This is a genomic window from Streptomyces longhuiensis (genome assembly GCF_020616555.1).
GTDB lineage: Bacteria > Actinomycetota > Actinomycetes > Streptomycetales > Streptomycetaceae > Streptomyces > Streptomyces longhuiensis.
In genome coordinates this window covers 1,722,244-1,747,466 of record NZ_CP085173.1, presented here as the reverse complement: position 1 = coordinate 1,747,466, position 25,223 = coordinate 1,722,244, and the positions used below count along the sequence as shown (strand labels likewise).

Here is a 25,223-nt window from a genome sequence, read left to right as displayed (position 1 = left end):
AAGGCCCCCGTACGCGGGGTGCGTACGGGGGCCGGGGGAGCGGTGGCCGGGTCAGGCGGTGCGGGCGTCCGCCGTTCGGGCCGTGGCCGACGTCTCGTCGGCGGTGCCGTCCTCCTCGATCTGGGCCAGGTCGCGGTGCCTGGTCTCCTTCGCGACGCCCACGGCGATCAGCGTCAGGACGGCGGCGGCGATCACGTACAGGGCGATCGGGGTGGAGCTGCCGTAGTCCGCGAGGAGCGCGGTGGCGATGAGCGGCGCGGGCGCTCCGGCGGCGACCGAGGCGAACTGCGCGCCGATGGAGGCGCCCGAGTAGCGCATCCGCGTCGCGAACATCTCGGAGAAGAAGGCCGCCTGCGGTGCGTACATCGCCCCGTGCAGGACGAGGCCCACGGTCACGGCGAGGATCAGGTTCCCGAAGCCCCCGGTGTCGATGAGCGAGAAGAAGGGGAACATCCACAGGCCCACGCCCGCGGCCCCGAGCAGATAGACGGGCCTGCGCCCGACCCGGTCGGAGAGCGCGCCCCAGGCCGGGATGACCGCGAAGTGTACGGCGGACGCGATGAGTACGGCGTTCAGCGCGGTCTGCTTGGAGACGCCGGCCGAGGTGGTGGCGTACACGAGGATGAAGGCGGTGATGACGTAGTAGCTGATGTTCTCGGCCATGCGGGCGCCGATGGCGACGAGGACGTCGCGCCAGTGGTGGCGCAGCACGGCGACGAGCGGCGTCTTCTCGCTCGCGTCGCCCCGCGCGGCCCTGCGTGCCTCGGCCCGGGCCAGCGCCTCCTTGAAGACAGGTGACTCATCGACAGAGAGACGTATCCACAGTCCGACCATGACGAGGACGCCGGACAGCAGGAACGGGATGCGCCAGCCCCACGAGGTGAAGGCGGAGTCGGAGATGAGCGCGGTCAGCAGGGAGAGCACGCCGGTGGCGAGCAGCTGTCCCGCGGGCGCTCCGGTCTGCGGCCAGGAGGCCCAGAAACCGCGCCGCTTGGCGTCCCCGTGCTCGGAGACGAGGAGCACGGCACCGCCCCACTCGCCGCCGAGCGCGAAGCCCTGGATCAGGCGCAGGACGGTGAGCAGTACGGGAGCGGCCACGCCGACCGTGCCGTAGGTCGGCAGGAGGCCGATCGCGAACGTCGCCGCGCCCATCATGAGCAGGCTCAGGACCAGCAGCTTCTTGCGGCCGAGCCGGTCGCCGTAGTGCCCGAAGACCAGCGCGCCGAGGGGCCGCGCCGCGAAGCCGACAGCGTACGTCAGGAACGAGAGGAGCGTGCCGACGAGCGGGTCGGTGTTGGGGAAGAACAGCTTGTTGAAGACCAGTGCGGCGGCGGAGCCGTAGAGGAAGAAGTCGTACCACTCGATCGTGGTGCCGATGAGGCTCGCGGCGACGATCCGCCGGAGGCTCGCGGGCGGTGGGGGAGCGGTTGCTGCGGAGGCCATGTGGACCACTTCCAGGCGTTGGGCGGGGACGGGTACGTGTCGGCACAAGGTAGAAAGACGCAGGTCAACGGCACATGTGGTGGGGCACCATAGTTTTGGTCGGTGCTATGCGGGGAGCCACCATGAGGAGACGGTGAGCAGCGTCAAGTCCATTGCGCGTCGGCGTGTCGCGACAGCGCGACGCCCATGGCCCTCCCCGGTCGCTGGGCCAGACGGATCAGACTGATCGTCAGCGGCGAGGGCGCGGGGGTCGGATGCGTCGTCAGGGATGACGGCCGGCACCGGACCCGTCGTCAGGCATCTGGGCGGGCGCGGGTCGGACGCCTCATCGCCGATGAGGTGTTGGCCGGATCGGACTGGGTGTCAGCGATAAGGGCGGAAGGACCGGACCCGTCGTCAGCGATCGGGGTGCGCCGGGCCGCTGGTCCGGATGAGGAAGATGCGCGCAATCGTGTCGGGGCCGATCGGGTTGTGCCCGAAGCGATCCACGAGCCGGAAGCAAAGGGAACCATATGACGAAATGCCTGGTCAGGATCTGTGACCTGCACCCGGGTTGAGCCGTTGGAGGCCGATCGGGTGGCGACGCGGCCAAAAACCCTGCGGCGGTTCGAGTGGTGTGTGGGCTGCATGTGGCTGACGGTGATGAGGTCGGGGCCGAGTAATTCGAGCTGACAAAGCGTCAGTGGCTCGGCCGTGGCGGAAGGACTACGACGATGCGTACTGCCCGCATGCTCCTCGCTACCGCGACGGCTACGGCCGCACTCGCCATCGCTGCTCCTGGTGCGTTCGCCGCCGCCGCAGGCGACTGGGACAACGATGACTCTTCCTACAGCGCGGAGCACGACAAGAGCAGCAACCACAAGGACGAGCACGGCTCCGGCAAGGAAGGCCGCGGCTCCGGCAAGGAAGACCACGGTTACGGCAAGGAGCGTGGTGACGGCGGCTACGGCTCGGGCCACGGCAAGCCGCGTGGTGGCGTGCACGCCGGTGGTGGCGCCCTCACCCTGCTGAACGACGACGACTGGAACAAGGACGAGAACGAGAAGGGCGACTCGGACGAGCACGGCGGCCGGGGCGGCAAGGACGAGCACGGTTCCGGCTACGGCAAGGACGAGCACGGTGACCGGGGTGGCAAGGAGCGTGGCGACGGCGGCTACGGCTCGGGCCACGGCAAGCCGCGTGGTGGCATGCACACCGGTGGTGGCGCCCTCTCCATGGTGAAGGGTGACGACTGGAGCAAGGACGAGAACAAGAAGGGCGACTCGGACGAGCACGGCGGCCGGGGCGGCAAGGACGAGCACGGTTCCGGCTACGGCAAGGACGAGCACGGTGACCGGGGTGGCAAGGAGCGTGGCGACGGCGGCTACGGCAAGGAGCGCGACGACCACGGCAAGCCGCGTGGTGGCGTGCACGCCGGTGGTGGCGCCCTCACCCTGCTGAACGACGACGACTGGACCAAGGACAAGGAGAAGTACGACCCGGAGAGCTACAAGAAGGACGACGAGGGCTACGGCAAGGACTCGTGGGGCTCCGGCTCCGGCTCCGGCTCCGGCTACGGCTCCGGCCACGGCAAGCCCAGCGGCGGCATGCACACCGGTGGCGGCGGGCTCGCCACGTCCGGTGCGGGTGTCACGGCAGGCGGCGTGGCGGTCCTCGCGGTCGCCGCGGCCGGCGCGTTCGCGATGCGCCGTAAGCGCGCATCCGAAGCGTCCTGACCGGTGCCCGTCATAGCGGCCGGGGCCGCCGCGTCAACACGTCGCGGCGGCCCGGCTGCCTTCTCTTTTGTGTAGATCCCTCTTGAAGCTCCCGACCTGGCTGCGCGGTCCCGTCGGACCGCGCTTGTGCTGTTGGCGGACCCTTTTGCCGATCCCGAACTTCTCGTGCCGATCCCGATCTTCTTCGTGCCGTTCCCGACTTCTTGTGCTGTTCCCGATCTGCTCGTCGTTCCAGTGAGGTGGTGCCAGATGGCAGCCCGGTTGCCTTCCCCCGATCAGACCGAGTCCGTGCCGCCCGGGCGCCGATCCCGCATCGGCGCCTGGATCGTGTGGTCCGTCGGAATCGTCGTCCTGGCGGTGAGTCTGTTCGGCGGTAATGAGACGTCGTCGGACACCTCTGATTCCTCCGGTGCGGCGCGGCCGCCCGCGGTGGCGTACGAGCCGTCCTCGGACGCCGTGCCGCCCGCGCCGTCCGAGCCCCCCATGATGCCCGCGCCGTCCGAGCCGCCCGCAGCGCCCGCGGCACCCGTGGAGCCCGTCGGAAAGCATCTGCCGCGGGCCAAGCCCACGCGGCTGCTCATCCCGAAGATCGGCGTGGACGCCCCCTTCACCGAGCTCGCCATCGGCCCCACGGGCCAGCTGCAGCCGCCGCCCGCCGCCGACACGAACCTGGTCGGCTGGATGGCCGACGGCGTGTCCCCGGGCGAGACCGGTACCTCGATCATCGCCGGGCATGTCGACACGAAGACGTCGGCCGCGGTGTTCGCCAACCTCAGGGCTCTGAAGCCCGGGGACACCTTCACCGTCAAGAGGGACGACTCGCGCTCGGCCACCTTCGTGGTCGACAGCGCCGAGACGTTCGCGAAGAACGCCTTCCCCAACGAGCGCGTGTACGGGGACACGCCTGAGGCGCAGGTCCGGCTGATCACCTGCACCGGGGTGTACGACCACGTCAAGAAGGACTACACCGACAACCTGGTGGTCTTCGCCCATCTCGTCTGAGGACGGGGGGAGTTGTCTGTCTCTCGTCCGATGCCGCCGAGACGGGAGTTGTCCGTCTCTCGTCCCGGCGGGCGGAGGTTGTCAGTCCCGGTCCAGGACTTCCGCGAGGGCGTTCCGCAGTTCCTTGCCGGGATCCGCCGACGGACCTTCGGACCGCCACGCGACGAACCCGTCGGGGCGGACGAGGACCGCACCCTCCGGGGCGACACCGTGGGTCTCCGCCCAGTCCACGTCGCCCACGGGGGACAGCTCCGCGTCGGGCCCACTGCCGATGCGGTACGAGTCGAGCGGCACGGCCATCCGTTGCGCGACGTCCGTGGCCGCGTCGTGCCACGCGCCGTCGCCGTCCCCCGAACTGAGGAGCACCAGCGACCGCTCGTACAGGTCGAGCGTGGAGACCCGGGTGGCGGCGCGGTTCAGCCACATGTGGGGCGCGCGGCTCCCGGGCTCGCCGGTCAGCCGCATTCCCTCGGGTACGACCGGCATCGCCGGGTCGGCGCCGAGGACCGCGCCGCGCGGATAGCGGTAGCCCAGCGCCACATTGAGGATTCCGCCCTTCTTGCCGCCGGGGCCGCCTGCTCCGGGTCCGCCGGGTCCGCCGGGGCCACCCGCTCCCGGACCGCCGGGTCCGCCGGCTTCCGGGTTGGGGGTGTATCCCGGGTGGCTGTGCTCGACCGAGCGCGTCGAGGCGCGGGCGCTCGTCGCCTCCGCGACCGGCCGGCGCTCCAGGTCGTAGGACTCCAGCAGACCGGGGCCGGCCCAGCCGCCGAGGACGGCGGCCAGCTTCCAGGCGAGGTTGTGCGCGTCCTGGATACCGGTGTTGGAACCGAACGCCCCGGTGGGGGACATCTCGTGGGCCGAGTCGCCGGCGAGGAACACCCGGCCGTCCGAGTACCGTTCGGCGACCCGCTCGGCGGCGTGCCAGGCGGCCCTGCCGGTGATCTGCACATCGAGGTCAGGGACTCCGGTGGCCCGCCTGATGTGTTCCGTGCAGCGCTCGTCCGTGAACTCCTCGAGCGTCTCGCCGTTCTCGGGGTGCCAGGGAGCGTGGAACACCCAGTGCTCACGGTTGTCGACCGGCAGCAGAGCGCCGTCGGCCTCCGGGTTCGTGAGGTAGCAGACGATGAAGCGCCGGTCGCCGACGGCGTCCGCGAGGCCCCGCGAGGTGAACGTGATGCTCACGTTGTGGAACAGGTCGCCCGGGCCGCTCTGCCCGATGGCGAGCCGCTCGCGGATGGGGCTGCGCGGGCCGTCCGCCGCGACGAGGTAGTCCGCCCGGACGGTGGTGTGCTCGCCCGTGTCGCGGCTCTTGAGCTGCGCGGTCACACCCTGGGCGTCCTGCTCGAACGACATCAGTTCGGTGTGGAACCGCAGGTCCCCGCCCAGCTCCCGCGCGCTCTCCAGGAGGACGGGTTCGAGGTCGTTCTGGCTGCACAGGCACCATCCGCCGGGGCTGAAGCGGGCGAGCCCGCCACCGGGGTCGATCTCCTTGAACAGCCACTCGCCGGCGTCGCCCACCAGGGTCGGCGTCTGGAGGATGCCGTGGTTGTCGGCCAGGACCGATGCGGCGTCCTCGATGCGCTGCTGGATTCCGGCCACCCGGAACAACTCCATCGTGCGCACGTTGTTGCCGCGCCCGCGGGGGTGGATCGACGTGCCCGAGTGGCGCTCCACGAGCATGTGCGGGACGCCGAGACGCCCCAGGAACAGCGAGGTCGACAAGCCCACCAGGGAGCCGCCGACTATGAGCACCGGCACGTGCTGAGCGCCCTCGAGGGGCTCTTCCGATCGGTTCATTGATTGCCTCCAGCCGCAGCCACGGGTGAGTCGGGGGTTGGACCACAGTCCATGCCTCCCCGCGTCGCTTCGCCCCCTGGAGAGCCCGGATGGGTGCCTCGCTCACCCGTACGGCGCCCGCGGATCGCGCCCTCCGGTGGCCCGATCGACGATCGGCTCATGGCGACCCCGGCATTTCGGACGCGGTGGTCGTTCCTGATCTTCTGTGAAGAAGAGGAGAGGTGTGCCGTATGACCCCCATCTCAGGACGCATATCGCAGTCGGCCTTCGACGGCTCCAGGTTGCGGGTGATCCTCCTGCTCGATCTGTACGAGGGAGCCCAGCAGCAGTTCCTGGACGCGTACGAGCACATGCGCAATCAGGTCGCGTCCGTGCCCGGTCATCTCAGTGACCAGCTGTGCCAGTCGATCGAGAACCCTTCGCAGTGGCTCATCACCAGCGAGTGGGAGAGCGCCCCGCCCTTCCTCGCCTGGGTGAACAGCGAGGAGCACGTCGAGACCGTCAGGCCGATGCACAACTGCGTCAAGGACACCCGGTCGATGCGCTACAGCATCCTCCGGGAGACCAACCCCGCCGAGCCGGTCACGCCGGCACCGGCGGCGGCGAACGCGGTGGCGGCCCGTGTGGGTGACGGCGCGGCGCGCCACGCCCTCACCTTCACCGTCAAGCCGGGCTCCGAGTCGAAGGTCGCGGAGATCCTGGCCGGCTATCAGTCGCCCCAGGCCCAGGTCGACGACACCACGCGCCTGCGCCGCACCTCGCTCTTCATGCACGGCAACCGCGTCGTGCGTGCAGTGGAGGTGGAGGGCGATCTCCTCGCCGCGTTGCGTCACGTCGCCCGCCAGCCCGAGGTGCGGGCGGTCGAGGAAGCGATCAACCCCTACCTCGAGCAGGACCGGGACCTGACCGACGCCGATTCGGCGCGCGTCTTCTTCACCCGGGCCGCGCTCCCGGCCGTCCATCACGTGGTGTCGGACGTTCCGGTACCGCGCGACCTGCGGCGACACGCCCTGTACTACCCGGCCAAGAAGGGCCGCGGGATGGACCTGGCCCGGCTGCTGGCCGAGCAGGACGCGGCGGCGGCGGACGAGCCGGGCAATCCGGTGTACGGCAGCACCGTCTTCCAGCGCGACGACATCGTGGTGCGCCTCATCGACATCACCGGTGAGCTCGACAGCGACCCCGTCGCCTCCCTCGGCCTCAAGGGCGCGAAGAAGAGCGAGGAGCTCGAGCGGCTCCTCGACGGCGCAGCGATCGGCGTCGAGGGCTCCCTGCAGACGGAGCGCAACATCAACCGGCTCCTGTCGCACGCCGACATGATGCCCATCACCGACCGCAGCTCGGCGGGTTCCTGACGGACAACCGCGGGGTGTCCGTGGGCGCGCTGCCCCGGACGCCACCGCCGCACCCGGAGGTATCAAGCATGACCAAGAATCCACGCATCGTGGACTTGAGCGAGACCGAACCCAACCGCCGGCGAGGAGGTGACCTGCGGGCGATGCTCACGCCCGCGACGGTCGGCTCCACCAGCGGTTTCATGGGCCTGGCCCTCGTCCAGCCCGGCGAGCGCATCGGCGAGCACTACCACCCGTACTCGGAGGAGTTCGTCTACGTCGTCAACGGCGCCCTCGAGGTGGACCTGGACGGCGAGACGCATGAACTCCGCCCGGACCAGGGCCTGTTGATCCCGATCAACGTGCGGCATCGCTTCCGCAACGTCGGCGACGTGGAGGCCCGTATGGTCTTCCACCTCGGACCGCTCGCCCCGCGCCCCAGCCTCGGCCACGTCGACACGGAGGAGACCGAGGGCGCCGAGGCCGGACCCGGGTTCATCACCGGTGGCCCGGACCTGACCGCGCCAGGACACGGACGGTCGTCCGAGCGTAGTGGGGCCATAACGTGACCCGGCGGGTGGCGGTCACCGGAGTCGGTGTAGTCGCCCCGGGCGGTATCGGGGCGGGAGCGTTCTGGGACCTTCTCGCCAACGGCCGTACCGCGACCCGCGGCATCACGCTCTTCGACCCGGTGGGCCTGCGCTCACGCATCGCCGCCGAGTGCGACCTGGACCCGGTCGCGCACGGCCTCGACCCGGAGCTGGTCGAACACGCCGACAGATACATCCAGTTCGCGGTCATCGCCGCCGACGAAGCCGTCAAGGACTCCGGCCTCGACACCGGGGTCGAGGACCCCTGGCGCATCGGGGTGTCCCTCGGCAGTGCCATCGGCGGCACCACCCGCCTGGAGCGCGACTACGTGCTGGTCAGCGAGGGTGGGAAGCGGTGGGACGTGGACCACCGCGCGGCCGAACCGAAACTGCACATGGCGTTCTCGCCGAGCACACTCGCCTCGGTCGTCGCCGAGCAGTTCGGCGCCCACGGCCCGGTGCAGACGGTCTCCACCGGCTGCACCTCCGGGCTCGACGCGGTCGGCTACGCCTTCCACACCATCGCGGAAGGCCGCGCCGACATCTGCATCGCCGGGGCGTCGGACTCGCCGATCTCCCCGATCACGATGGCGTGCTTCGACGCCATCAAGGCGACGTCGCCCAACAACGACGACCCCGAGCACGCCTCCCGCCCCTTCGACGCCGAACGCAACGGCTTCGTGATGGGCGAGGGCGCCGCGGTGCTCGTCCTGGAGGACTACGAGCACGCCCGTGCGCGCGGCGCGCACATCTACTGCGAGCTCAGCGGCTACGCCACCTACGGCAACGCCTACCACATGACCGGTCTGACCAGCGAAGGCCTGGAGATGGCCCGGGCGATCGACAACGCGCTCGGCCAGGCCCGCCTCGACCCCACGCTGATCGACTACGTCAACGCCCATGGTTCGGGCACCAGACAGAACGACCGTCACGAGACGGCCGCGGTCAAGGTGTCCCTGGGAGCTCACGCCTACGACACACCCATGAGCTCCATCAAATCCATGGTGGGTCACTCGCTGGGCGCGATCGGCGCGATCGAGGTGGTCGCGTGCGTCCTTGCCATGAAGCACCAGGTGGTGCCGCCCACGGCGAACTACGAGACCCCCGACCCCGAGTGCGACCTGGACTACGTACCGCGCACCGCACGCCCGCGAAAGCTGCGGAACGTGCTCTCCGTCGGCAGTGGATTCGGCGGATTCCAGTCCGCGGTGCTCCTGACCGAACCAGGTGGGAGGACACGATGAGCAGTGAACGTGCCCGGGGCGCGGCCATCACCGGGATCGGTGTGATCGCGCCCAATGGACTGCACGCCGACGCGTACTGGAAGTCCGTCCGGGAGGGCCTCGGCGCCCTGGACCGGATCACCCGCGAAGGGTGCGAGGACATGCCGCTCCGCGTCGGCGGTGAGGTCCGCGGCTTCGATCCCGCGGATCTCATCGAGGAGCCGTTCCTCGTCCAGACGGACCGGTTCACCCACTTCGGTATGGCCGCTGCGGCGCTCGCCCTCGACGATGCCGGGCTCGGCCGCGGAAACCCCGCGGAGCCGTACTCCATCGGCGTGGTCACCGCGGCCGGCTCCGGCGGCGGTGAGTTCGGACAGCGAGAGCTCCAGAAGCTGTGGGGTCAGGGCTCCAAATTCGTGGGCCCCTACCAGTCCATCGCCTGGTTCTATGCCGCGAGCACCGGACAGATCTCCATCTGGAGCGGCTTCAAGGGGCCGTGCGGAGTGGTCGCGAGCGACGAGGCGGGTGGTCTTGACGCCATCGCGCACGCGGCCCGCACCGTACGGCGCGGAACCGGCGCCATGGTCGTCGGATCCGCCGAGGCGCCTCTCGCCCCGTACTCGATGGTGTGCCAGCTCGGCTACCCCGAGCTCAGCACCGCCGAGGAGCCCGACCGGGCCTACCTGCCCTTCACCAAGGGGGCCCGCGGATTCGCGCCCGCCGAGGGCGGCGCGATGCTCGTCGTCGAGGACGAGACCCGCGCCCGCGAACGGGGGACGGACATCCGGGCCGTGGTGGCCGGCCACTCGGCCACCTTCACCGGTGCCTCCCGCTGGGAGGAGTCCCGGGAGGGACTCGCCCGAGCGATCAAGGGCGCCCTCGACGAGGCGGGCTGCGCCCCGGAGGAGATCGACGTCGTCTTCGCCGACGCCATGGGCGTACCGGAGGCGGACCGCGCCGAGGCGCTGGCCATCGCCGACGCCCTGGGTGCGCACGGCAGCCGCGTCCCCGTCACGGCACCCAAGACCGGTACCGGGCGGGCCTACTGCGCGGCGCCCGTGCTGGATGTCGTCTCCGCAGTGTTCGCGATGGAGAACGGCCTCGTACCCCCCACCCCCAACGTGTTCGACATCTGCCATGACCTCGACCTGGTGATGTCTCGCGCTCGCCCCGCCGAACTGCACACGGCCCTGGTCCTCAGCAGGGGACTCATGGGCTCCAACGCGGCGCTGGTAGTGCGCCGCGGTGGCGACTCCGCCCGGTAGGACCGGGCGGGAAGGAGAACACTCGCATGATCACCGCAGAACTGACCTTCGACGATCTGGCCGGCCTCATGAAGAAGGCGGCCGGAGTCACCGTGGACCCCCAGCAACTCAAGCAGTCGCCGGACTACCCGTTCGACGCCGTCGGCCTCGACTCCCTCGGCCTGCTCGGCATCGTGGGCGAGCTCGAGAACCGGTACGGCGCGTCGCTTCCCCAGGACTCGGAGCGCTGCAAGACGCCCCGCGAGTTCCTCGACCTCGTCAACAGCACCCTCAAGGCTGGAGCCTGACATGTCAGGGCACACAGAGAACAGCATCACCATCGACGCTCCCATCGACCTCGTCTGGGACATCACCAACGACATCGAGAACTGGCCGCAGCTCTTCAGCGAGTACGCGTCCCTCGAAGTGCTCTCCCGCGAGGGCGACACGACGACCTTCCGCCTGACCATGCACCCGGACGACAACGGGAAGGTCTGGAGCTGGGTCTCGGAGCGGACCATGGACCGCGCCAAGCGGACCGTGCGTGCCCGCCGCGTCGAGACCGGGCCCTTCGCGCACATGGACATCCGGTGGGACTACACGGAGACCCCGGAAGGCACCCGTATGGACTGGGTGCAGGACTTCGCCATGAAGCCCGAGGCCCCGGTCGACGACGCCTGGATGACGGACAACATCAACCGCAACTCCGTCACGCAGATGGGCCTCATCCGCGACCAGATCGAGCGCGTCGCCCGTGACCGCCAGAAGGCCGCAGTGCCCCGCTGATCGCCGACCGCCCGTCCAGGAAGGAAACCCGATGCACCACGCCCTGATCGTCGCCCGCATGGCGCCCGGTTCGGCGCCGGCGATCTCCGACGTGTTCGCCGCCTCCGACCGAGGTGAGCTCCCGCGTCTGATCGGCGTCAACAGCCGTAGCCTGTTCCAGTTCGGCGACGTGTACCTGCACCTCATCGAGTCCGACGAGGACCCGGCGCCCGCCATCGCACAGGTGGCAGGGCACCCCGAGTTCCGCAGTGTCAGCGATCAGCTGTCGGCGTACGTCAGCGCGTACGACCCGCAGACATGGCGCAGCCCCAAGGACGCCATGGCGCACCGCTTCTACCACTGGGACCGCAACAACCCCTCCTGAGCGAGGGCACGACACAACCCGAGGCCGCCGGTCCCGCGTCAGACGCGGAGCCGGCGGCCTCGGGTTGTGGTCCGCAGACCGTAGGTGTTGCGGATCAGGCGGGCACGGTGCACTCGAAGGCGTGCAGGTACGCGTTGACGGGACGGACCTCGCCGAGGACGAGACCCGCGTCCGTCAGCCGCTCGACCATGCTCAGCCGGGTGTGCTTGGCGCCGCCGACGTTGAGGAGCAGCAGCAGGTCCATGGACGTCGTGAACTTCATCGAGGGGGTGTCGTCGACGAGGTTCTCGATGACGATGACGCGGGCACCGGGCCGCGCGGCCTTGCGGACGTTGGCCAGCGCCCGGCGGGTGCTGTCGTCGTCCCACTCCAGGATGTTCTTGATGATGTAGACGTCCGCCTGGACCGGGATGTCCTCGCGGCAGTCGCCGGCGATGATGCGCACCCGCGAGGACAGCGAACCGCCTTCGCGCAGGCGCTGGTCGGCGTTCTCGACCACCCCCGGCAGGTCGAGCAGCGTGCCGTGCATGTCGGGGTGCTTCTCCAACAGGCTGGCCACGACCTGCCCGTGACCGCCGCCGATGTCCGCGACCGAGGCCACGCCCTCCAGATCGAGGAGGTCGGCGACGTCGCGCGCGGACTGCTCGCTGGACGTCGTCATGGCGCGGTTGAACACGTGCGCCGACTCGGGAGCCTCCTCGTTGAGATAGGTGAAGAACTCGCTCTCGTACACGTCCTCGAAGACGTTGCGGCCGTGGCGCACCGCCTCGTCGAGCTTCGGCCAGACGTTCCAGGTCCACGGCTCGGTGCACCACAGCGCGATGTAGCGCAGGCTGTGCGGGTCGTCCTCGCGCAGGAGCCGGGACATCTCCGTGTGCGCGAACGTGCCGTCCGGGCGCTCCGTGAAGACGCCCTGGCTGGACAGTGCGCGCAGCAGTCGGCGCAGGGTCAGCGGCTGGGTCTTCACCTCGGCCGCCAGGTCCTCCACGCTCATGGGTGTGTCGCCCAGGGCGTCGGCCACGCCCAGGCGGGCCGCCGCGCGTACGGCGGCGGCGCACGCTGCCCCGAAAACCAGCTCCCGCAGGCGCATGGGGGACTGGGGAGCCTGATCAACGGTCGTCATCTGTTGCCTCGCTTCTGGTGGCGTGATGGGTGCGGACATGGCATGGAGCCTCAGCACATTCCGGCGGGCACGGAGACCGCACAGCTGTTGTCGCGGAACCTGTTGCCCTTGCCCTTGTCCTGGTTGGCCAGGTCGGCCGTGCCGTTGCCCGTCACGACGTTGTCGCGGATGTCGTTGCGCTGGTTGAGGGCACCCTTGAAGTTCTTGGCGAGCACGATGCCGCCCGACATCGGGGCCTTGCCCACGTTGTTCACGACGCTGTTCTCCGCCACCAGCGAGTCCTCGACGCCGGTGAGGATGATGCCCGACCCCTGGAGGAAGGGCAGGCGCGCGGTCGCGGCGCAGTACTTGTTGTTGGAGTGGACGTAGTTGTTGCGCACCTTCAGCGCGCCGGGGCGCGGCTTGTTCTCGTCACCGACGAGGAACATCGCGGTGCAGTTGCCGGTCGCCTCGTTGTTGGCGACCGTCAGGTTCCGCATGCGCCGCACGGTGACGCCGATCCGGTTGCCGAGCAGGCGGTTGTGGCTGATCCTCGCCCCCTTGGAGTCCAGTGCCCCCTCCTCGGCGTCGACCGTGTTGCCCAGGAAGAGGCCGGCGTCGCCGTTGGCCTCGACGACGTCGTGGCGGAACACCCCGCGCACGGACCGCTCCTGGCCGATGCCCCACTGGCCGTTCTTCTCGGAGGTCACTCCCTCGACGCGGAGGCGGTCGGTGCCCGTCGCCCACAGACCGTTCTTGGTGAAACCGCGAAGGGTCAGGGAGCGCACGGTGACGTGTTCGACGGGCTTGGTCTTGGTCCCGGTCACGCAGATGCCGTTGCCGGCCTTGGCACATGCGTTGGTGGCGGACGCCGTGGCAGGGACGATGACGGTGGACCGGGCGCTCGAGCCCCGCAGCGTCAGTCCGGACACGGTGATGCTGACGCTCTCGTGGTAGGTGCCGGGGGCGAGGACGATGACGTCACCCGGCTTTGCCGTGTTCACGGCTTTCTGGATCGACTCGCCCGGGTTCACCCGGTGCACCGTCCGGCAGTCGGCCGACGGGGCCGCGGCCCCCACGCTCGACGCGACGACGGCCGCGGTGCATGCGAGGTACGCAATCTGTCGCTTGGTCATATGGCGAAGCTACGAGCGGGTGTTCCAGCCCGCCACCGCTGATCGCCCAGGTGGGCAGCCGCCTACGCTGTGGGTGAGCCGAACGAGCGGAGAGGGGGCGGCGCATGGCCACTTGGGGGCTGATCGTCGAGATGACCGTGGGGACGGGGGAGCGCAAGCACATCGAGGCGTCCGTGCTCGCGCATGTGGAGGGCACACGTGAAGAGGCCCTGGCGGAGCTGGGGGAGTGGATCGGGCGCTACACGCCGGAGCATCCCCGCAGTCCGAAGCGCAGTCGGATCTTCCGTACCGCCGACGGGTACCTGCTCGTCGTCGACGGCGCCTGGCAGTCCTTCAGTTCCCGGTTCACGGTCGCGGAGCTGGTGAAGGACAGCGCCGCGCCGCCGCCCGAGCCGCAGCCGACGCCCGTGACGGAGCCGACACCCGTGCCGACACCCGAGGACGCCGCGCCCCCGCCCGCCGCGCCGCCCGAGGGCGCCGCTGTGGCGCCCTCGGGTCCGACCGTGGACCGGTACGCGGACGGGGTGCCGGTGAAGCCGGCCTGGCTGGGCCGCACCGACCTGCCGTGACGGCACGGGTCGAGAGCCGCTAGGCGCCGGCGGACACCGGTGAGTCGGTCCGCGCTGCCACCGAGTTGTCGGTCACGGACTTGGGGATGGGCCGGTCGTCGCGCAGGGCCTGCCAGACCTGGTGGGACGCCTTGGTCAGCGGCAGGACGCGGCCGGCGTCCCGCGCGTCGTAACTGACGGGCAGCGTGATCATGTTCATGTGGTCGGGGCTGATGCCCTTCAGGTCCTTCGCCAGGCCGAGCAGCTTGTCCGCGGACGCGAGACCGGAGTCGGCGCTCACGGTCTTGGTCGCGGTGTCGGCGAGTTCGTAGGCCTTGGCGGGGTTGCTCACCACGCCGATCGACTCGGCGCGGTGGATCAGTGCCTTGATGAACGTCTGCTGGAGCTGGATCCGGCCCAGGTCGCTGCCGTCGCCGACGCCGTGCCTGGTCCGCACGAGAGCCAGGGCCTGTTCACCCTTGAGGGTGTGCTTGCCGGCGCTCAGGGACAGGTGGCTGGAAGAGTCCTTGATGGACCGGTGGGTGGTGATGTCGACACCGCCGAGTTCGTCGACGAACTTCTGGAAGCCCTTGAAGTCGACCTCGAGATAGTGGTCCATGCGGACGCCCGACATCTTCTCCACCGTCTTCACGGTGCAGGCGGGACCGCCCACCTGGTACGCCGCGTTGAACATCGACTGATGCTCGCCCGGCGCCGTTCCGCCCGACGGCTTCGCGCACTGCGGCCGGTCGACCATCGTGTCGCGGGGGATGCTGACGACGGAGGCCATTTTGTGGCTCTTGTCGACGTGCAGCACCATCGCCGTGTCCGAGCGGGCGCCGGTGACGCCCTTGCCGTACTTGCCGTGTGTGCCGGCGCGCGAGTCGGAGCCGAGGAGGAGGATGTTCATCGCTCCGTCGTGACCCGCGTGCGGGCGGTTCTCGCCCAGTACGGCATTGATGTCCGTGCCCTTGAGATTCCCGTTCAGGTGCGACCACGCGTAGGCCACACCACCGCCGCCGACGAGGACGGCACCGAGTGCGGTGTACGTGATGACGCGCAGCCGCTTCCTGCGTGACCTGCCGCGTGAGCGGTGCAGGTTCGCGGACCCGTAGTCGGGGTGTTCGAGGGCGTCGGCTGAGGGCGCGTGCCCTTCGTCTCCGCTGGTGTGCGGCATGGGCGCTGCCCTCCGTTCGAGGGTTGAGATGTGCCGTGGATCAGTTACCGCGTGCGGTCACGACGGCTCAGTACGCGGAGTTGACGTTGTCGATGGAGCCGTAGCGGTCGGCGGCGTAGTTGGCGGCCGCGGTGATGTTGGCGACCGGGTCCGTCAGGCTCTGGGAGGTGCCGGCGACGTGGTAGGCGTCGAAGGTCGGCTGGATGACCTGGAGCAGGCCCTTGGACGGGGTGCCCTTGACCGCGTTGACGTCGTAGCCGTTCACGGCGTTCGGGTTGCCGGAGGACTCGCGCATGATGTTGCGGTGCAGACCCTCGTAGGTGCCCGGGATGCCCTTGGCCTTCATGATCGCGAGGGCCTCGTTGATCCAGCCGTCGACGTTGTTCCCGTCGGTGGCCTTCTTCGTCGAGACCGAGTGAGCGACCTTCGGCGCCGCGGTGGGCTCGGCGGCCTGCGCGGGAGACGGAGCGAAGGTCAGCGCTGCACCCGCGAGACCGGCGGCGGCCAGGACCGTGACGGTGGCGCGCTTGAAGCGGGTGGGGCGGGCGGCAGCGGTGATCGGGGCGGAGAAGGTCATACGGGGATTACCTCTTCATGTTCGGGGACATCGTGCGGCGCCGGCCTGTGTGGCGCCCGGGGCGGAGTCGAGATCCGCGCCCTGACCCGGGGGTCCGGAGCGAGCGACTTCGCTCGTGCTCCGACCCGCTCTCCGGGACGACAGCCATAGTTAGCGATGCCCGAGAGGGGGCGCAAGGATGTGACGTACTACCCCACTACGGAGGAATGTCCGAAATGACCGAATAGGACCCCTCTGGTGGGCCTCTGGGCGACCCCGTCGGCTACTACCGCCTCTAGTATGTGATCTGGCTCCTATGGGGTGCTTCACAGGCTCGACCCCCCTCCGCGTTACCCAGGTCACGCGGTCGGCCCGGTTCGGAGGCCGGGACGATGCCCTAGGAGGGTCACTCTCTTGAGGAGGCGCAGTGGGTGGAACCGCGCGGCAGGTCGACTTCGTGACCGAGGGGCCCATGCCGCACGCGCTGGGCGTGCGCTGGATCCATGGATCGGAGTCGGCGAAGCACAACACCGACCCGGACATCCAGGTGCACCCCTATGACGAGCACACGGTCGTCCTTCGCCAGAACATGGCCGTGCATTACGAGGCCCCCTTCCTGTTTCTGCTGTTCGGCAACGCACGCGCCGTACTCATCGACACGGGGGCCACCGCGTCCGCCGAGTACTTCCCCCTGCGCAAGGTCGTCGACGGGCTCATCGAGGACTGGCTGGCGGAGCACCCCCGGGACACCTACGAACTCCTCGTCCTGCACACACACGCCCACGGGGACCATGTGGCGGCGGATGCCCAGTTCGCCGACCGGCCCCACACGCGCGTGGTCGGGGCGGATCGTGACAGCGCCTGGGAGTTCTTCGGGTTCGCGCACGACCGGCGCCGGGTGGCCCGGGTCGACCTGGGCGGCCGCGTGCTGGAGTGTCTGGCCACACCCGGTCACCATGCGGCCGCCGTCACGTACTACGACCCGCACACCGGGTTCCTGCTCACCGGAGACACCGTGTATCCCGGGCGGCTGTACGTCGAGGACTGGGCGGCGTTCACCGAGTCCATCGACCGCATGCTCGAGTTCGCGGGCGCCCGTACGGTCACCCATGTGCTGGGCTGCCACATCGAGATGACCGGCGAGCCGGGCGTCGACCACCCGGTCCTGACGATGTGTCAGCCGGACGAGCCACCGCTGGAGATGACCGTGGAGCAGCTGCGGGACGTCCGCCGCGCGATCGACGAGATCGGCGACCGGCCCGGCCGCCACGTCTTCCCCGACTTCATCATCTGCCGCTCCGACGGCTGAGGCCCGGGCCTACCACGCCGCCCGCCGCACCAAAACCGTGAGGGGGGCTGTCTGCGCCGACGGATGATCAATAACCTGGTGGGCGTTGCCTGTTACTGACCGAGGGAGCTTCATGTCCACCGCACAGGTCCCCGACATACTGTCGCCGGAGTTCGCCGAGAATCCGTACCCGGCCTACGCGGCCATGCGTGAGCACTCTCCGCTCATCTGGCACGAGGCCACGCAGAGTTACGTCATCTCGCGGTACGCCGATGTCGAGCGCGTCTTCAAGGACAAGGAGTCGCAGTTCACGACGGACAACTACAACTGGCAGATCGAGCCGGTGCACGGCAAGACGATCCTCCAGCTCAGCGGGCGTGAGCACGCGGTCCGGCGCGCCCTCGTCGCACCGGCGTTCCGCGGGAGCGACCTCCAGGAGAAGTTCCTGCCGGTCATCGAGCGCAACTCACGCGAGCTGATCGACACCTTCCGCGCCACCGGCTCCGTCGACCTCGTGGACGGCTACGCCACCCGCTTCCCCGTCAACGTGATCGCCGACATGCTGGGCCTGGACAAGGCGGACCACGCGCGCTTCCACGGCTGGTACACCACCGTCATCGCGTTCCTCGGCAACCTGTCCGGGGACAAGGACGTCGCGGCGGCCGGTGAGCGCACCCGCGTCGAGTTCGCCGAGTACATGATCCCGATCATCCGGCAGCGCCGGGACAACCTCGGCGACGACCTGCTCTCCTCGCTCTGCGCCGCCGAGGTCGACGGCGTCCGTATGAGCGACGAGGACATCAAGGCGTTCTGCAGCCTGCTCCTCGCGGCCGGCGGCGAGACCACCGACAAGGCCATCGCCAGCATCTTCGCCAACCTGCTCACCCACCCCGAGCAGCTCGACGCCGTCCGCAAGGACCGCACGCTGATCGCCCGCGCCTTCGCCGAGACGCTGCGCTACACCCCGCCCGTCCACATGATCATGCGCCAGTCGGCGACCGACGTGGAAGTGAGTGGCGGCACGATCCCCGCGGGAGCGACTGTCACCTGTCTGATCGGCGCCGCCAACCGCGACGCGGACCGCTACGCGGAGCCCGACCGCTTCGACATCTTCCGCGAGGACCTCACCGCCACGAACGCGTTCTCGGCGGCGGCCGACCACCTGGCCTTCGCGCTCGGCCGGCACTTCTGCGTCGGCGCGCTGCTGGCCAAGGCCGAGGTCGAGATCGGCGTCGGCCAGCTCCTCGACGCGATGCCGGACGTGCGGCTCGCCGACGGGTTCGACCCGGTGGAACAAGGGGTGTTCACCCGCGGCCCGCAGTCCCTGCCGGTGCAGTTCACCCCCACCACGGCGTGAACCACGCGGCCGGGACCGGCAGTTGCCCGGTCCCGGCCGCGGTGTGCCCACAGGTATCAGTGCGACACGGGAGTGAACTGCACCGGCAGCGCGGTCAGTCCGCGCATCCAGATCGACGGGCGCCAGGTCAGCTCCTGCGGCTCCACGGCGAGCACCAGGTCGGGGAGCCGCTCGAGCAGCGTCTCCACCGCCGTACGGGCGATGACGTCCGCGAGGAGCGGGGCCGGGTACGGGCAGCGGTGCTCGCCGTTGCTGAACGACAGATGGGCCGAGTTCTCCGCGCCCACCTGCGACTCGGGCCAGATCTGCGGATCGGTGTTGGCCGCCGCGAGGCCGAGCACCAGGCAGTCGCCCGCCCGGATCTGCCGCCCGCCCAGCTGTGTGTCGCGCACCGCCCACCGGCCGATGAAGTTCTGCGTGGGCGTGTCCAGCCACAGCACCTCGTTCAGCGCCTGACCGACGCTGAGCCGCCCGCCGGAGACGTTCAGCGCGAACCGCTCGTCGGTCAGCAGCAGACGCAGCGTGTTGCAGATCCAGTTGGCCGTCGGCTGCTGCGCCGCCGCGATGACGGAGATCAGGTCCTGGACGACCTCCTCGTCGGTGAGGCCCGCCGGGTGCGCCAGCATCCGTGACGTGACGTCAGGGCCCGGTGACTCCCGCTTCTCCTTGACCAGTTGCTGGATGCGCGCCCCCACGCGCCCGTACGCGGCCACCGGGTCGTCGCCCTCCGCCGCGTCCAGGGAGATCCGCAGGTCGTCCACCAGCTGCTCGGTGTCGGTGCTGCCCGCGGGCATCCCGCAGAACTGCACCGCCGCCCGCATCGGCAGGGCGTGCGCGAAGGCGGCCATCAGCTCGGCCCGGCCGCTGCCGGCGAACGCGTCGATGAGCTGGTCGGCGATGCGCTCGCAGTCACGGGCGAGTTCGAACTGGTCGACCTCTTCGAGGGCCTGGGTGATGACGCCCGCACGCCGCTGGTGCTCGGCGCCCTCCGTGAACAGGACCGACGGCTGGTAGCCGACGAACGGCATCAGCGGCCAGTCGGCAGGGATGTGCTCCCACTGGTTCCAGCGCCGCGAGTCCCGGGCGAACAGCTCGTCGTGGCTCGTGACATACGTGACCTCGGGATAGCCGAGGACCAGCCACGCCGGGATGTCCCCGTCGAGCAGGACGGGCGCGATCGCGCCGTGCTCCCTGCGCAGGGACCGGTACAGCTCCGAGGGGGTCTGCTGGTACTCCAGGCCGCTGAGGGCCACCGCGCCGGAGTGGGCGGGGCAGCCGGGCGGCGGGGTCGCGTCGGTCATGGTGTCTTCTCCCGGGCCATGGCCAGTTCGTAGAGGTGGTCGACGAGGGTGATCAGGACGTGCTTGCCCGACGACCTGACGCGCGCGTCGCAGTCGATCAGCGGCACGTGCTCGGGCAGCGTGAGTGCCTGACGGATCTCGTCGAGGGAGAACCGGGTCCCGTCGCCGTCGAACCGGTTCACAGCGACCACGAACGGCGTCCTGTGGTGCTCCAGGCGGTCGATGGCGTACCAGGAGTCGCTCATCCGCCGCGTGTCGACGAGCACGACCGCGCCGAGCGTCCCCGAGAACAGCCGGTCCCACAGGAACCAGAAGCGCTCCTGCCCGGGGGCGCCGAACAGATAGAGCACCATCCGCTCGGTGAGGCTGATGCGCCCGAAGTCGAACGCCACCGTCGTCGTGGTCTTCGAGGCGACCGCGGCAGGCTCGTCGACGCCGACGCCCGCCTGGGTCATGACCTCTTCGGTGTTCAGCGGCCGGATCTCGCTGACGGACCGGACCAGGGTCGTCTTGCCGACGCCGAACCCGCCCACGATGACGATCTTGAGCCCGGTCTCGGCGACGTCGGCAAGCGGCGTACGGGAGGGCAGCTCAGAGGTTGCGGAGTCCATGCAGCACCTCCTTGAGAAGGGCGGAGTCGGGGAGCGAGGCGACGGACCGCGCCGCGCGTGGGTGCCGGGCGGTGATGCGGCCCGTCGCGAGGAGGTCGCCGAGCAGGATGCGCACCACCGTGATCGGCAGGCCCATCTCCGCGGCGATCTCGACCACGGCCGCCGGATGCCGGCACAGGTCGAGGATGCGGACGTGCTCCGACTGCATCCCCGGCGTGGGCTCGCACTCGGCGACGACCAGGGTGACCAGGTCGAAGGTGTCGTCGTCGGCCCGGCTGCGGCCACCCGTGACCGTGTACAGCCGGTCCGGGTCACCGGTGTCGACGGGCCTGCGGGTCATGAGGACGCGCTCTCGCCGTCGGCTGTCCGTGGCTCGGCCCGCAGGTGCTCGCCGATCTGCTCGACGAGCTCGCTCATCCGGTGGCCGACCACGCCCGGGTCGGCGCCGTCCTCGGCGATCACCGCGAGATGCGCGCCCTCGCCCGCCTCGACGATGAACAGCAGACCGCCGTGGAACTCGGTCATCGAGTGCCGTACACCGCCCGTCCCGTCACCGAACTCCACCGAGGCGCCCTGGGCGAGCGCCTGGATGCCGGAGCATATGGCCGCGAGCTGGTCGGCCTGGTCGAGGGTCAGATGCTCGCTCCAGCACAGCTTCAGACCGTCCCGGGAGAGCACCAGGGCGTGGCGCGTGCCGGGCGTGCGGTCCAGCAGGCTCTCCAGGAGCCAGGTCAGGCTGTTGTCAGTGGTCCGCATGGCGTGTGGGGCGGGTTGTGCCCGGCGAACCGGTCACCAGCCCGTGCCTCCAATCAAACGTTCTCGTACGGGGGATGGGGGCGCCGGTGCCCGGGCGCGTGCGGGGAGCGAAAGGCGGGTTACTCGGCCGGCGACTCGTCGGCCTGGTGGGGCACCTCGGGCGACGTGCCGGGCGCTTCGTCGCGGGCGCGCCGCGAGCGGTGGAAGGCGCCGAACTGCGCACCGGCGTCGCGCGGCGCACGCACGGACTCCTCCGCGGGTGCGCCGCCCTCGGCGGGGGCGCGGTCCTTGCGGTCGCGTTCGGCCGAGGCCATGGTGCGCCCCGGCGCCCGTACCGGCAGACCGCCCGGCGTCGCGGACGGCGGGTCCGCCTGGGCGGGAATCCCGGGCGTGGTGTCGTCGGACGTCTGCGGCACGGGGGCCGGCGCCGTCACAGGTGCGGCGGGGGTGGTGGCACCGCGGACAGGGGGCTGTTGCGGAGCGGGGTCGCGCTGCTGGGCGAGCAGCTGCGGCGGAAGGAGGACCACGACACCGGTGCCGCCGCGGGAGGACGGCCGGAAGTTCACGCTCATCCGGTACTTGGCGGCGAGGCGGCCCACCACGGCGAGGCCGAGCCGGGTGCCCTGGAGCGAGGCCAGGTCCGTCTCCCGGCCCGACACCGCGGCCTCGGCCCGGCGCATGGCCGCGTCGGCCATCTTCAGGCCGCTGTCCTCGATCGTCACGACGATCCCGGCGCTGCGTTCCTCGACGTAGACGTGGACCTCGTCGATGGGCGGCGAGAAGTTCGCGGCGTTGTCCATGAGTTCGGCCAGGAGGTGCATGACGCCCTCGGCGGCGAAGCCGGCGATCGCGGCGTTCGTGGCGCAGTGGAGCCTGACCCGCTGGTAGGCGGCGATCCGGCCGACCGCGCCGCGCAGGATGCTCTCCATGACGATCGGCTTGTTCCACGCGCGGCTGGCGCGGCCGCCCATGAGGAGGGCCAGCCGGTCGGTGAGCAGGCCGAGTTGGGACGTGTTGTGGTCGAGTCGGAGCAGATCGCCGAAGACCTCCTCGCCGTGCCGGTCCTGCATCTCGCGCAGATCGGCGAGCATGCTGACCGACTTGGCCTGCACCCGGCTGAGGGCCTTGGCGCTGGCGGCCTGGGCGGCCGCGGCCCGCCGCTCGCTGGTGGCGAGTTCCCGTACGAAGGACTCCGTCAGGGTGCGCAGGTGCGCGTCGTCGGGGTGGTCGAGGCCCGAGAGGACCGCGTCGGCGGTGGAGCCCTCGCGCAGCGCCGCGACGGCGGCCGGCAGGGTCGCGGTGGCCAGCTCGTCCAGATCGTGGTCGATGCGGGCGATGCGGCGGGCCGTGTCCTGAGCGGTGGCCACCGCGGACGCCTCGCGGCGTACGGCGTCGTCCAGTTCGGCGGTGAACGCCTCGAGTGCCTGGCGCAGTTGGTGGTCCGCGGGTGGCGCGGTGGCGGCGAGTGCCTCCTCGGCGCCCGCGCCGTCCCGCAGCCGCTTCGACACGGAGGGGAGGGTGACGTTCACGAGATGGGCGGCCTCGGCCCCGCGCTGCGTCAACTGCTGCTGGAGCGCGAGCGATTCGCCCTGCGCGGCGTCCACGGCACCACGGGCGCGCTGCTGGAGCAGGGCCGCCGTGATGAGGGAGGCGGCCACGCAGAGCCAGCTGACGAGGAGCGCGACGAGCACCCAGGTGCGGGCGGCCTGCGGAGCCGCGGCGGTCACCGCGCCGACGGCCGCTCCGGCCACCACGAGGACGGCGAGGGGGACGGCGAGCGTGGGGCGCCGCGACGTGGGTGTTCGGCGCGGCCTCGGGCGGGCAGGCACTGGCATTCCGCGGTCCCATCGGTGCTTGCGTGCGGGAAGGTCGTGGCCGATCGGCTCGAATCGGCCGCACGGCCGGTCCCACCAACGGGATGGTGATCTTCCGGCACGTATGTGGCGCTCATGCTAGCCACCGCGCGCGGTGAGAGAACCGGGACAATGAACGCAGAGCGCCCGGCGGCGAAGTTCGTCGTGAAGTCGTCAGCCTGTCCGGGGACCGTGGTAGCGAACTTCGCCGTCAGGGGTGTGGCAAATGGGGACAGGTGTACGGGTGTTGGGTGCGGCCGGGCGTGAGTGGGCTCGGGACGGGGCGCGTTCACCGGTGCGGTGGCCGGTGAACGGCGGCCCTGAGCGGCTCTCGCGTTACTGTCGAGGGGCTGTTTTCAGCCAACCCCGGCCGGATGGCCGATGCCGCGTCATGGATGTGGAGCCTCGGAGGGTCCGGTTCGGCCGGCCACAATGGCGGCGATTGTCGGCAAAGCGCGGTTGGTCAGGGGCGGAACGGATGTACGGCGCACTTGCCTCGTGTGTGACCGTCGGCGGACGGACAGGTCAGTCCTCCTGCGGGGCGCGCGTCCTGCGCCACAGCACGTAGGCGGCCCCGCCCGCGAGCGCCGCGCCGAAGCCGATCCGGCCCAGGTCCACGCCGCCGTCCGCGGTGCTGCCGACTCCGGCGCGCGCGCCGCGATAGCCGCCGTCGCGTGTCACGTTCATCGGGGTGCTCCACTGCCTGCCGTCGGGACACACTCCCTGCACGGACACCTGCGAGCTGGTCCCGACCTCTCCGGCGAGGCGTGCCGTCCCCCGGTACTGGGTGCGCCCGTCCCGCCCGCTCCCGCCGCCGTACACGGGGAGTGAGACGGAGCCGGCGGCGAAGGCCTGGGACCGGGCGGTGATGGAGCCGCCCCGCCCGCCGCCGGCGCAGGAGACCGTGATGTCGACGGAGGACGAGGCCGCCACCGTCGAGGGGGAGAGGAAGGCCTCCGCGAAGGACTCGCCGTCAGACGAGCCCCGGTCGCGGCCCCCGTCCGACGAGCCCCGGTCGCGGCCCCCGTCCGACGAGCCCCGGTCGCGGGGCCCGTCGTCCGAGTCGTTGCGGCTCAAGGGGGCGGTCCGGCCCACCGAGTCGGTCCGGCTCACCGCGTCGGGTGCGGTCACCGCGGCGGGCGCGGCGACGGGGTGCTGTGCTGCTGCGGTCCCGGGCGCGAGCGCGGTGAGGCAGGCGGTCGTCGTGATGACGGTGGCTATCGGGCAGAACATGAGGCGTCTCCGGTCCCTGTGCCGCAGCGGCAGGGGGAGCTGCGGTCCTGGTCAGGACGCTAGTGAGCCCGGGCGGGCTGCGCCCGCAGGGTTAGGCCGATCGGACGTCGCCCGCGTCGGCGGCCGGCTCGCGATATCCGGCCGCGGTGGCCGCCACGAGCAGGGTGCCGACGAGGAGCGGCCAGCCGAGGCCGTGGTGCAGCACGAGCAGCGCGCCGAGCGTGGCGCCCGCGACCATCGCCACCACGGAGACCATCCGCCGCCCCGTCCGCACACCGGTGCCGCCCGCGAGCGAGGACTCCGAGGCGAGCCCGGTCAGCGTCATCGTGAGGACCGTCGTGGTCATGTCCGGGACCGCGAGCTTGCGGACCGTCGCGTTGCGCAGCCCCATCGCCCCCGCGAGGACGGCGATGAGGGCGTACGTCGCCTCGCCCGGCCACGCGAACGCGACGGCCGTCGCCACGGCGAGCAGGACCGCCTCGGTGACGAACACCGACCGCACCCAGATCTCCCGCGCCCGCTCGGCGAACACTCCGGTCAGCCGTCCGGCGCACACGGCCCCCGCGAGGAACGCGCCGAGACAGGTGAGCGATCCGAGGGCGGAGAACCCGGGAGCGCCCGCCGCGGCGAAGCCCATGACGACGACGTTGCCGGTCATGTTCGCAGCGAAGACGCGGCCGAGGCCCAGATAGCTGACGGCGTCGACGATTCCGCTCACGACCGTGAGGACCGTGAGGGCCGCGGGGAGGGTCGACCGGCGCGGCACGGACGCGGGCGCCGCTGGTGGATCGCTGGCTTCACTCACCC

At 70.6% G+C, this 25,223-nt stretch carries 25 protein-coding genes; 12 read left to right on the top strand and 13 right to left on the bottom strand.

Annotation, left to right across the window (positions count from 1 at the left end; all coding sequences use genetic code 11):
* Nucleotides 1-51: 51 nt before the first annotated feature.
* Nucleotides 52-1,443 (bottom strand): MFS transporter, encoded by a 1,392-nt coding sequence (locus tag LGI35_RS08315; protein ID WP_227293253.1) that lies wholly within the window; start codon nucleotides 1,441-1,443, stop codon nucleotides 52-54.
* 713 nt (nucleotides 1,444-2,156) lie between these two features.
* Here LGI35_RS08315 and LGI35_RS08310 point away from each other — a divergent pair.
* The gene (locus LGI35_RS08310; RefSeq protein WP_227293252.1) at nucleotides 2,157-3,158 is read left to right on the top strand and encodes a putative sodium/potassium/calcium exchanger; all 1,002 of its coding nucleotides are present in this window, start codon (nucleotides 2,157-2,159) and stop codon (nucleotides 3,156-3,158) included.
* A 249-nt stretch (nucleotides 3,159-3,407) separates the two neighbouring features.
* The gene (locus LGI35_RS08305) at nucleotides 3,408-4,160 is read left to right on the top strand and encodes a class F sortase (protein WP_227293251.1); all 753 of its coding nucleotides are present in this window, start codon (nucleotides 3,408-3,410) and stop codon (nucleotides 4,158-4,160) included.
* Nucleotides 4,161-4,241: 81 nt separating this feature from the next.
* Here the strand turns inward: LGI35_RS08305 and LGI35_RS08300 are convergent, their stop codons facing one another.
* A complete protein-coding gene (locus LGI35_RS08300) occupies nucleotides 4,242-5,957 on the bottom strand; it encodes an FAD-dependent oxidoreductase (RefSeq protein ID WP_227293250.1) in 1,716 nt (571 codons plus the stop codon).
* A 230-nt stretch (nucleotides 5,958-6,187) separates the two neighbouring features.
* Here LGI35_RS08300 and LGI35_RS08295 point away from each other — a divergent pair, with 230 nt between their 5' ends.
* The 7 genes from LGI35_RS08295 to LGI35_RS08265 all read left to right on the top strand — a co-directional run bounded on the left by LGI35_RS08295 (nucleotide 6,188) and on the right by LGI35_RS08265 (nucleotide 11,498).
* Nucleotides 6,188-7,312 carry a SchA/CurD-like domain-containing protein gene (locus LGI35_RS08295; protein ID WP_227293249.1) on the top strand — a complete coding sequence of 375 codons (1,125 nt, stop codon included), beginning with the start codon at nucleotides 6,188-6,190 and terminating at the stop codon, nucleotides 7,310-7,312.
* Nucleotides 7,313-7,380: 68 nt separating this feature from the next.
* Nucleotides 7,381-7,860 carry a cupin domain-containing protein gene (locus LGI35_RS08290; RefSeq protein WP_227293248.1) on the top strand — a complete coding sequence of 160 codons (480 nt, stop codon included), beginning with the start codon at nucleotides 7,381-7,383 and terminating at the stop codon, nucleotides 7,858-7,860.
* Nucleotides 7,857-9,125 carry a beta-ketoacyl-[acyl-carrier-protein] synthase family protein gene (locus LGI35_RS08285; RefSeq protein ID WP_227293247.1) on the top strand — a complete coding sequence of 423 codons (1,269 nt, stop codon included), beginning with the start codon at nucleotides 7,857-7,859 and terminating at the stop codon, nucleotides 9,123-9,125. Before LGI35_RS08290 ends, LGI35_RS08285 begins: the two co-directional genes overlap by 4 nt.
* Nucleotides 9,122-10,369 carry a ketosynthase chain-length factor gene (locus LGI35_RS08280; RefSeq protein ID WP_227293246.1) on the top strand — a complete coding sequence of 416 codons (1,248 nt, stop codon included), beginning with the start codon at nucleotides 9,122-9,124 and terminating at the stop codon, nucleotides 10,367-10,369. The genes LGI35_RS08285 and LGI35_RS08280 overlap by 4 nt, the downstream gene beginning before the upstream one ends.
* 26 nt (nucleotides 10,370-10,395) lie before the next feature.
* Complete coding sequence (locus LGI35_RS08275) at nucleotides 10,396-10,656, top strand: acyl carrier protein (protein ID WP_227293245.1); 261 nt, start codon at nucleotides 10,396-10,398, stop codon at nucleotides 10,654-10,656.
* A 1-nt stretch (nucleotide 10,657) separates the two neighbouring features.
* Nucleotides 10,658-11,134: an SRPBCC family protein gene (locus LGI35_RS08270; RefSeq protein WP_227293244.1), complete on the top strand. Its 477-nt coding sequence runs from the start codon at nucleotides 10,658-10,660 to the stop codon at nucleotides 11,132-11,134.
* A gap of 31 nt (nucleotides 11,135-11,165) precedes the next feature.
* Nucleotides 11,166-11,498 carry a TcmI family type II polyketide cyclase gene (locus tag LGI35_RS08265; RefSeq protein WP_227293243.1) on the top strand — a complete coding sequence of 111 codons (333 nt, stop codon included), beginning with the start codon at nucleotides 11,166-11,168 and terminating at the stop codon, nucleotides 11,496-11,498.
* 94 nt (nucleotides 11,499-11,592) lie between these two features.
* Here the strand turns inward: LGI35_RS08265 and LGI35_RS08260 are convergent, their stop codons facing one another.
* Both LGI35_RS08260 and LGI35_RS08255 read right to left on the bottom strand, forming a co-directional pair.
* Entirely contained in the window at nucleotides 11,593-12,621 is a 1,029-nt protein-coding gene (locus tag LGI35_RS08260) for a methyltransferase (protein WP_227293242.1), read from the bottom strand.
* A gap of 50 nt (nucleotides 12,622-12,671) precedes the next feature.
* Nucleotides 12,672-13,736 (bottom strand): right-handed parallel beta-helix repeat-containing protein, encoded by a 1,065-nt coding sequence (locus LGI35_RS08255; protein ID WP_227293241.1) that lies wholly within the window; start codon nucleotides 13,734-13,736, stop codon nucleotides 12,672-12,674.
* A 104-nt stretch (nucleotides 13,737-13,840) separates the two neighbouring features.
* On the opposite strand from LGI35_RS08255, the gene LGI35_RS08250 reads away from it, so the two are divergent.
* Complete coding sequence (locus LGI35_RS08250; protein ID WP_227293240.1) at nucleotides 13,841-14,305, top strand: hypothetical protein; 465 nt, start codon at nucleotides 13,841-13,843, stop codon at nucleotides 14,303-14,305.
* 19 nt (nucleotides 14,306-14,324) lie between these two features.
* Here LGI35_RS08250 and LGI35_RS08245 read toward each other — a convergent pair whose 3' ends face one another.
* Nucleotides 14,325-15,461: an LCP family protein gene (locus tag LGI35_RS08245; protein ID WP_227293239.1), complete on the bottom strand. Its 1,137-nt coding sequence runs from the start codon at nucleotides 15,459-15,461 to the stop codon at nucleotides 14,325-14,327.
* 67 nt (nucleotides 15,462-15,528) lie between these two features.
* Entirely contained in the window at nucleotides 15,529-16,038 is a 510-nt protein-coding gene (locus LGI35_RS08240; RefSeq protein ID WP_227293238.1) for a transglycosylase SLT domain-containing protein, read from the bottom strand.
* Between the two features lie 406 nt (nucleotides 16,039-16,444).
* Here LGI35_RS08240 and LGI35_RS08235 point away from each other — a divergent pair, with 406 nt between their 5' ends.
* Nucleotides 16,445-17,326 carry an MBL fold metallo-hydrolase gene (locus LGI35_RS08235; protein WP_227293237.1) on the top strand — a complete coding sequence of 294 codons (882 nt, stop codon included), beginning with the start codon at nucleotides 16,445-16,447 and terminating at the stop codon, nucleotides 17,324-17,326.
* 112 nt (nucleotides 17,327-17,438) lie between these two features.
* Nucleotides 17,439-18,662, top strand: a complete 1,224-nt coding sequence (locus tag LGI35_RS08230) for a cytochrome P450 (protein WP_227293236.1) — start codon at nucleotides 17,439-17,441, stop codon at nucleotides 18,660-18,662.
* Between the two features lie 56 nt (nucleotides 18,663-18,718).
* Here LGI35_RS08230 and LGI35_RS08225 read toward each other — a convergent pair whose 3' ends face one another.
* The 7 genes from LGI35_RS08225 to LGI35_RS08195 form a co-directional block, all read right to left on the bottom strand.
* A complete protein-coding gene (locus LGI35_RS08225; protein ID WP_227293235.1) occupies nucleotides 18,719-19,963 on the bottom strand; it encodes a cytochrome P450 in 1,245 nt (414 codons plus the stop codon).
* The gene (locus tag LGI35_RS08220; protein WP_116500514.1) at nucleotides 19,960-20,574 is read right to left on the bottom strand and encodes a GTP-binding protein; all 615 of its coding nucleotides are present in this window, start codon (nucleotides 20,572-20,574) and stop codon (nucleotides 19,960-19,962) included. The genes LGI35_RS08225 and LGI35_RS08220 overlap by 4 nt, the downstream gene beginning before the upstream one ends.
* Entirely contained in the window at nucleotides 20,555-20,914 is a 360-nt protein-coding gene (locus tag LGI35_RS08215; protein ID WP_116500515.1) for a DUF742 domain-containing protein, read from the bottom strand. The genes LGI35_RS08220 and LGI35_RS08215 overlap by 20 nt, the downstream gene beginning before the upstream one ends.
* A complete protein-coding gene (locus LGI35_RS08210) occupies nucleotides 20,911-21,330 on the bottom strand; it encodes a roadblock/LC7 domain-containing protein (protein ID WP_116500516.1) in 420 nt (139 codons plus the stop codon). The genes LGI35_RS08215 and LGI35_RS08210 overlap by 4 nt, the downstream gene beginning before the upstream one ends.
* Nucleotides 21,331-21,449: 119 nt before the next feature.
* Nucleotides 21,450-23,165 carry a sensor histidine kinase gene (locus LGI35_RS08205; protein WP_227293234.1) on the bottom strand — a complete coding sequence of 572 codons (1,716 nt, stop codon included), beginning with the start codon at nucleotides 23,163-23,165 and terminating at the stop codon, nucleotides 21,450-21,452.
* A gap of 543 nt (nucleotides 23,166-23,708) precedes the next feature.
* Complete coding sequence (locus LGI35_RS08200; RefSeq protein WP_227293233.1) at nucleotides 23,709-24,416, bottom strand: hypothetical protein; 708 nt, start codon at nucleotides 24,414-24,416, stop codon at nucleotides 23,709-23,711.
* A gap of 91 nt (nucleotides 24,417-24,507) precedes the next feature.
* The gene (locus LGI35_RS08195; RefSeq protein ID WP_376224056.1) at nucleotides 24,508-25,221 is read right to left on the bottom strand and encodes a YoaK family protein; all 714 of its coding nucleotides are present in this window, start codon (nucleotides 25,219-25,221) and stop codon (nucleotides 24,508-24,510) included.
* Nucleotides 25,222-25,223 lie beyond the last annotated feature (2 nt).

Bases quoted from the DNA above. Each gene is read 5' to 3' on its own strand.
- LGI35_RS08245 (WP_227293239.1), bottom strand. From the start codon at position 15,461: ATGCCGCACACCAGCGGAGACGAAGGGCACGCGCCCTCAGCCGACGCC.
- LGI35_RS08230 (WP_227293236.1), top strand. From the start codon at position 17,439: ATGTCCACCGCACAGGTCCCCGACATACTGTCGCCGGAGTTCGCCGAG.
- LGI35_RS08270 (WP_227293244.1), top strand. From the start codon at position 10,658: ATGTCAGGGCACACAGAGAACAGCATCACCATCGACGCTCCCATCGAC.
- LGI35_RS08220 (WP_116500514.1), bottom strand. From the start codon at position 20,574: ATGGACTCCGCAACCTCTGAGCTGCCCTCCCGTACGCCGCTTGCCGAC.
- LGI35_RS08225 (WP_227293235.1), bottom strand. From the start codon at position 19,963: ATGACCGACGCGACCCCGCCGCCCGGCTGCCCCGCCCACTCCGGCGCG.
- LGI35_RS08305 (WP_227293251.1), top strand. From the start codon at position 3,408: ATGGCAGCCCGGTTGCCTTCCCCCGATCAGACCGAGTCCGTGCCGCCC.
- LGI35_RS08275 (WP_227293245.1), top strand. From the start codon at position 10,396: ATGATCACCGCAGAACTGACCTTCGACGATCTGGCCGGCCTCATGAAG.
- LGI35_RS08205 (WP_227293234.1), bottom strand. From the start codon at position 23,165: ATGCCAGTGCCTGCCCGCCCGAGGCCGCGCCGAACACCCACGTCGCGG.
- LGI35_RS08290 (WP_227293248.1), top strand. From the start codon at position 7,381: ATGACCAAGAATCCACGCATCGTGGACTTGAGCGAGACCGAACCCAAC.
- LGI35_RS08255 (WP_227293241.1), bottom strand. From the start codon at position 13,736: ATGACCAAGCGACAGATTGCGTACCTCGCATGCACCGCGGCCGTCGTC.
- LGI35_RS08250 (WP_227293240.1), top strand. From the start codon at position 13,841: ATGGCCACTTGGGGGCTGATCGTCGAGATGACCGTGGGGACGGGGGAG.
- LGI35_RS08240 (WP_227293238.1), bottom strand. From the start codon at position 16,038: ATGACCTTCTCCGCCCCGATCACCGCTGCCGCCCGCCCCACCCGCTTC.
- LGI35_RS08215 (WP_116500515.1), bottom strand. From the start codon at position 20,914: ATGACCCGCAGGCCCGTCGACACCGGTGACCCGGACCGGCTGTACACG.
- LGI35_RS08200 (WP_227293233.1), bottom strand. From the start codon at position 24,416: ATGTTCTGCCCGATAGCCACCGTCATCACGACGACCGCCTGCCTCACC.
- LGI35_RS08280 (WP_227293246.1), top strand. From the start codon at position 9,122: ATGAGCAGTGAACGTGCCCGGGGCGCGGCCATCACCGGGATCGGTGTG.
- LGI35_RS08265 (WP_227293243.1), top strand. From the start codon at position 11,166: ATGCACCACGCCCTGATCGTCGCCCGCATGGCGCCCGGTTCGGCGCCG.
- LGI35_RS08315 (WP_227293253.1), bottom strand. From the start codon at position 1,443: ATGGCCTCCGCAGCAACCGCTCCCCCACCGCCCGCGAGCCTCCGGCGG.
- LGI35_RS08310 (WP_227293252.1), top strand. From the start codon at position 2,157: ATGCGTACTGCCCGCATGCTCCTCGCTACCGCGACGGCTACGGCCGCA.
- LGI35_RS08260 (WP_227293242.1), bottom strand. From the start codon at position 12,621: ATGACGACCGTTGATCAGGCTCCCCAGTCCCCCATGCGCCTGCGGGAG.
- LGI35_RS08295 (WP_227293249.1), top strand. From the start codon at position 6,188: ATGACCCCCATCTCAGGACGCATATCGCAGTCGGCCTTCGACGGCTCC.
- LGI35_RS08300 (WP_227293250.1), bottom strand. From the start codon at position 5,957: ATGAACCGATCGGAAGAGCCCCTCGAGGGCGCTCAGCACGTGCCGGTG.
- LGI35_RS08210 (WP_116500516.1), bottom strand. From the start codon at position 21,330: ATGCGGACCACTGACAACAGCCTGACCTGGCTCCTGGAGAGCCTGCTG.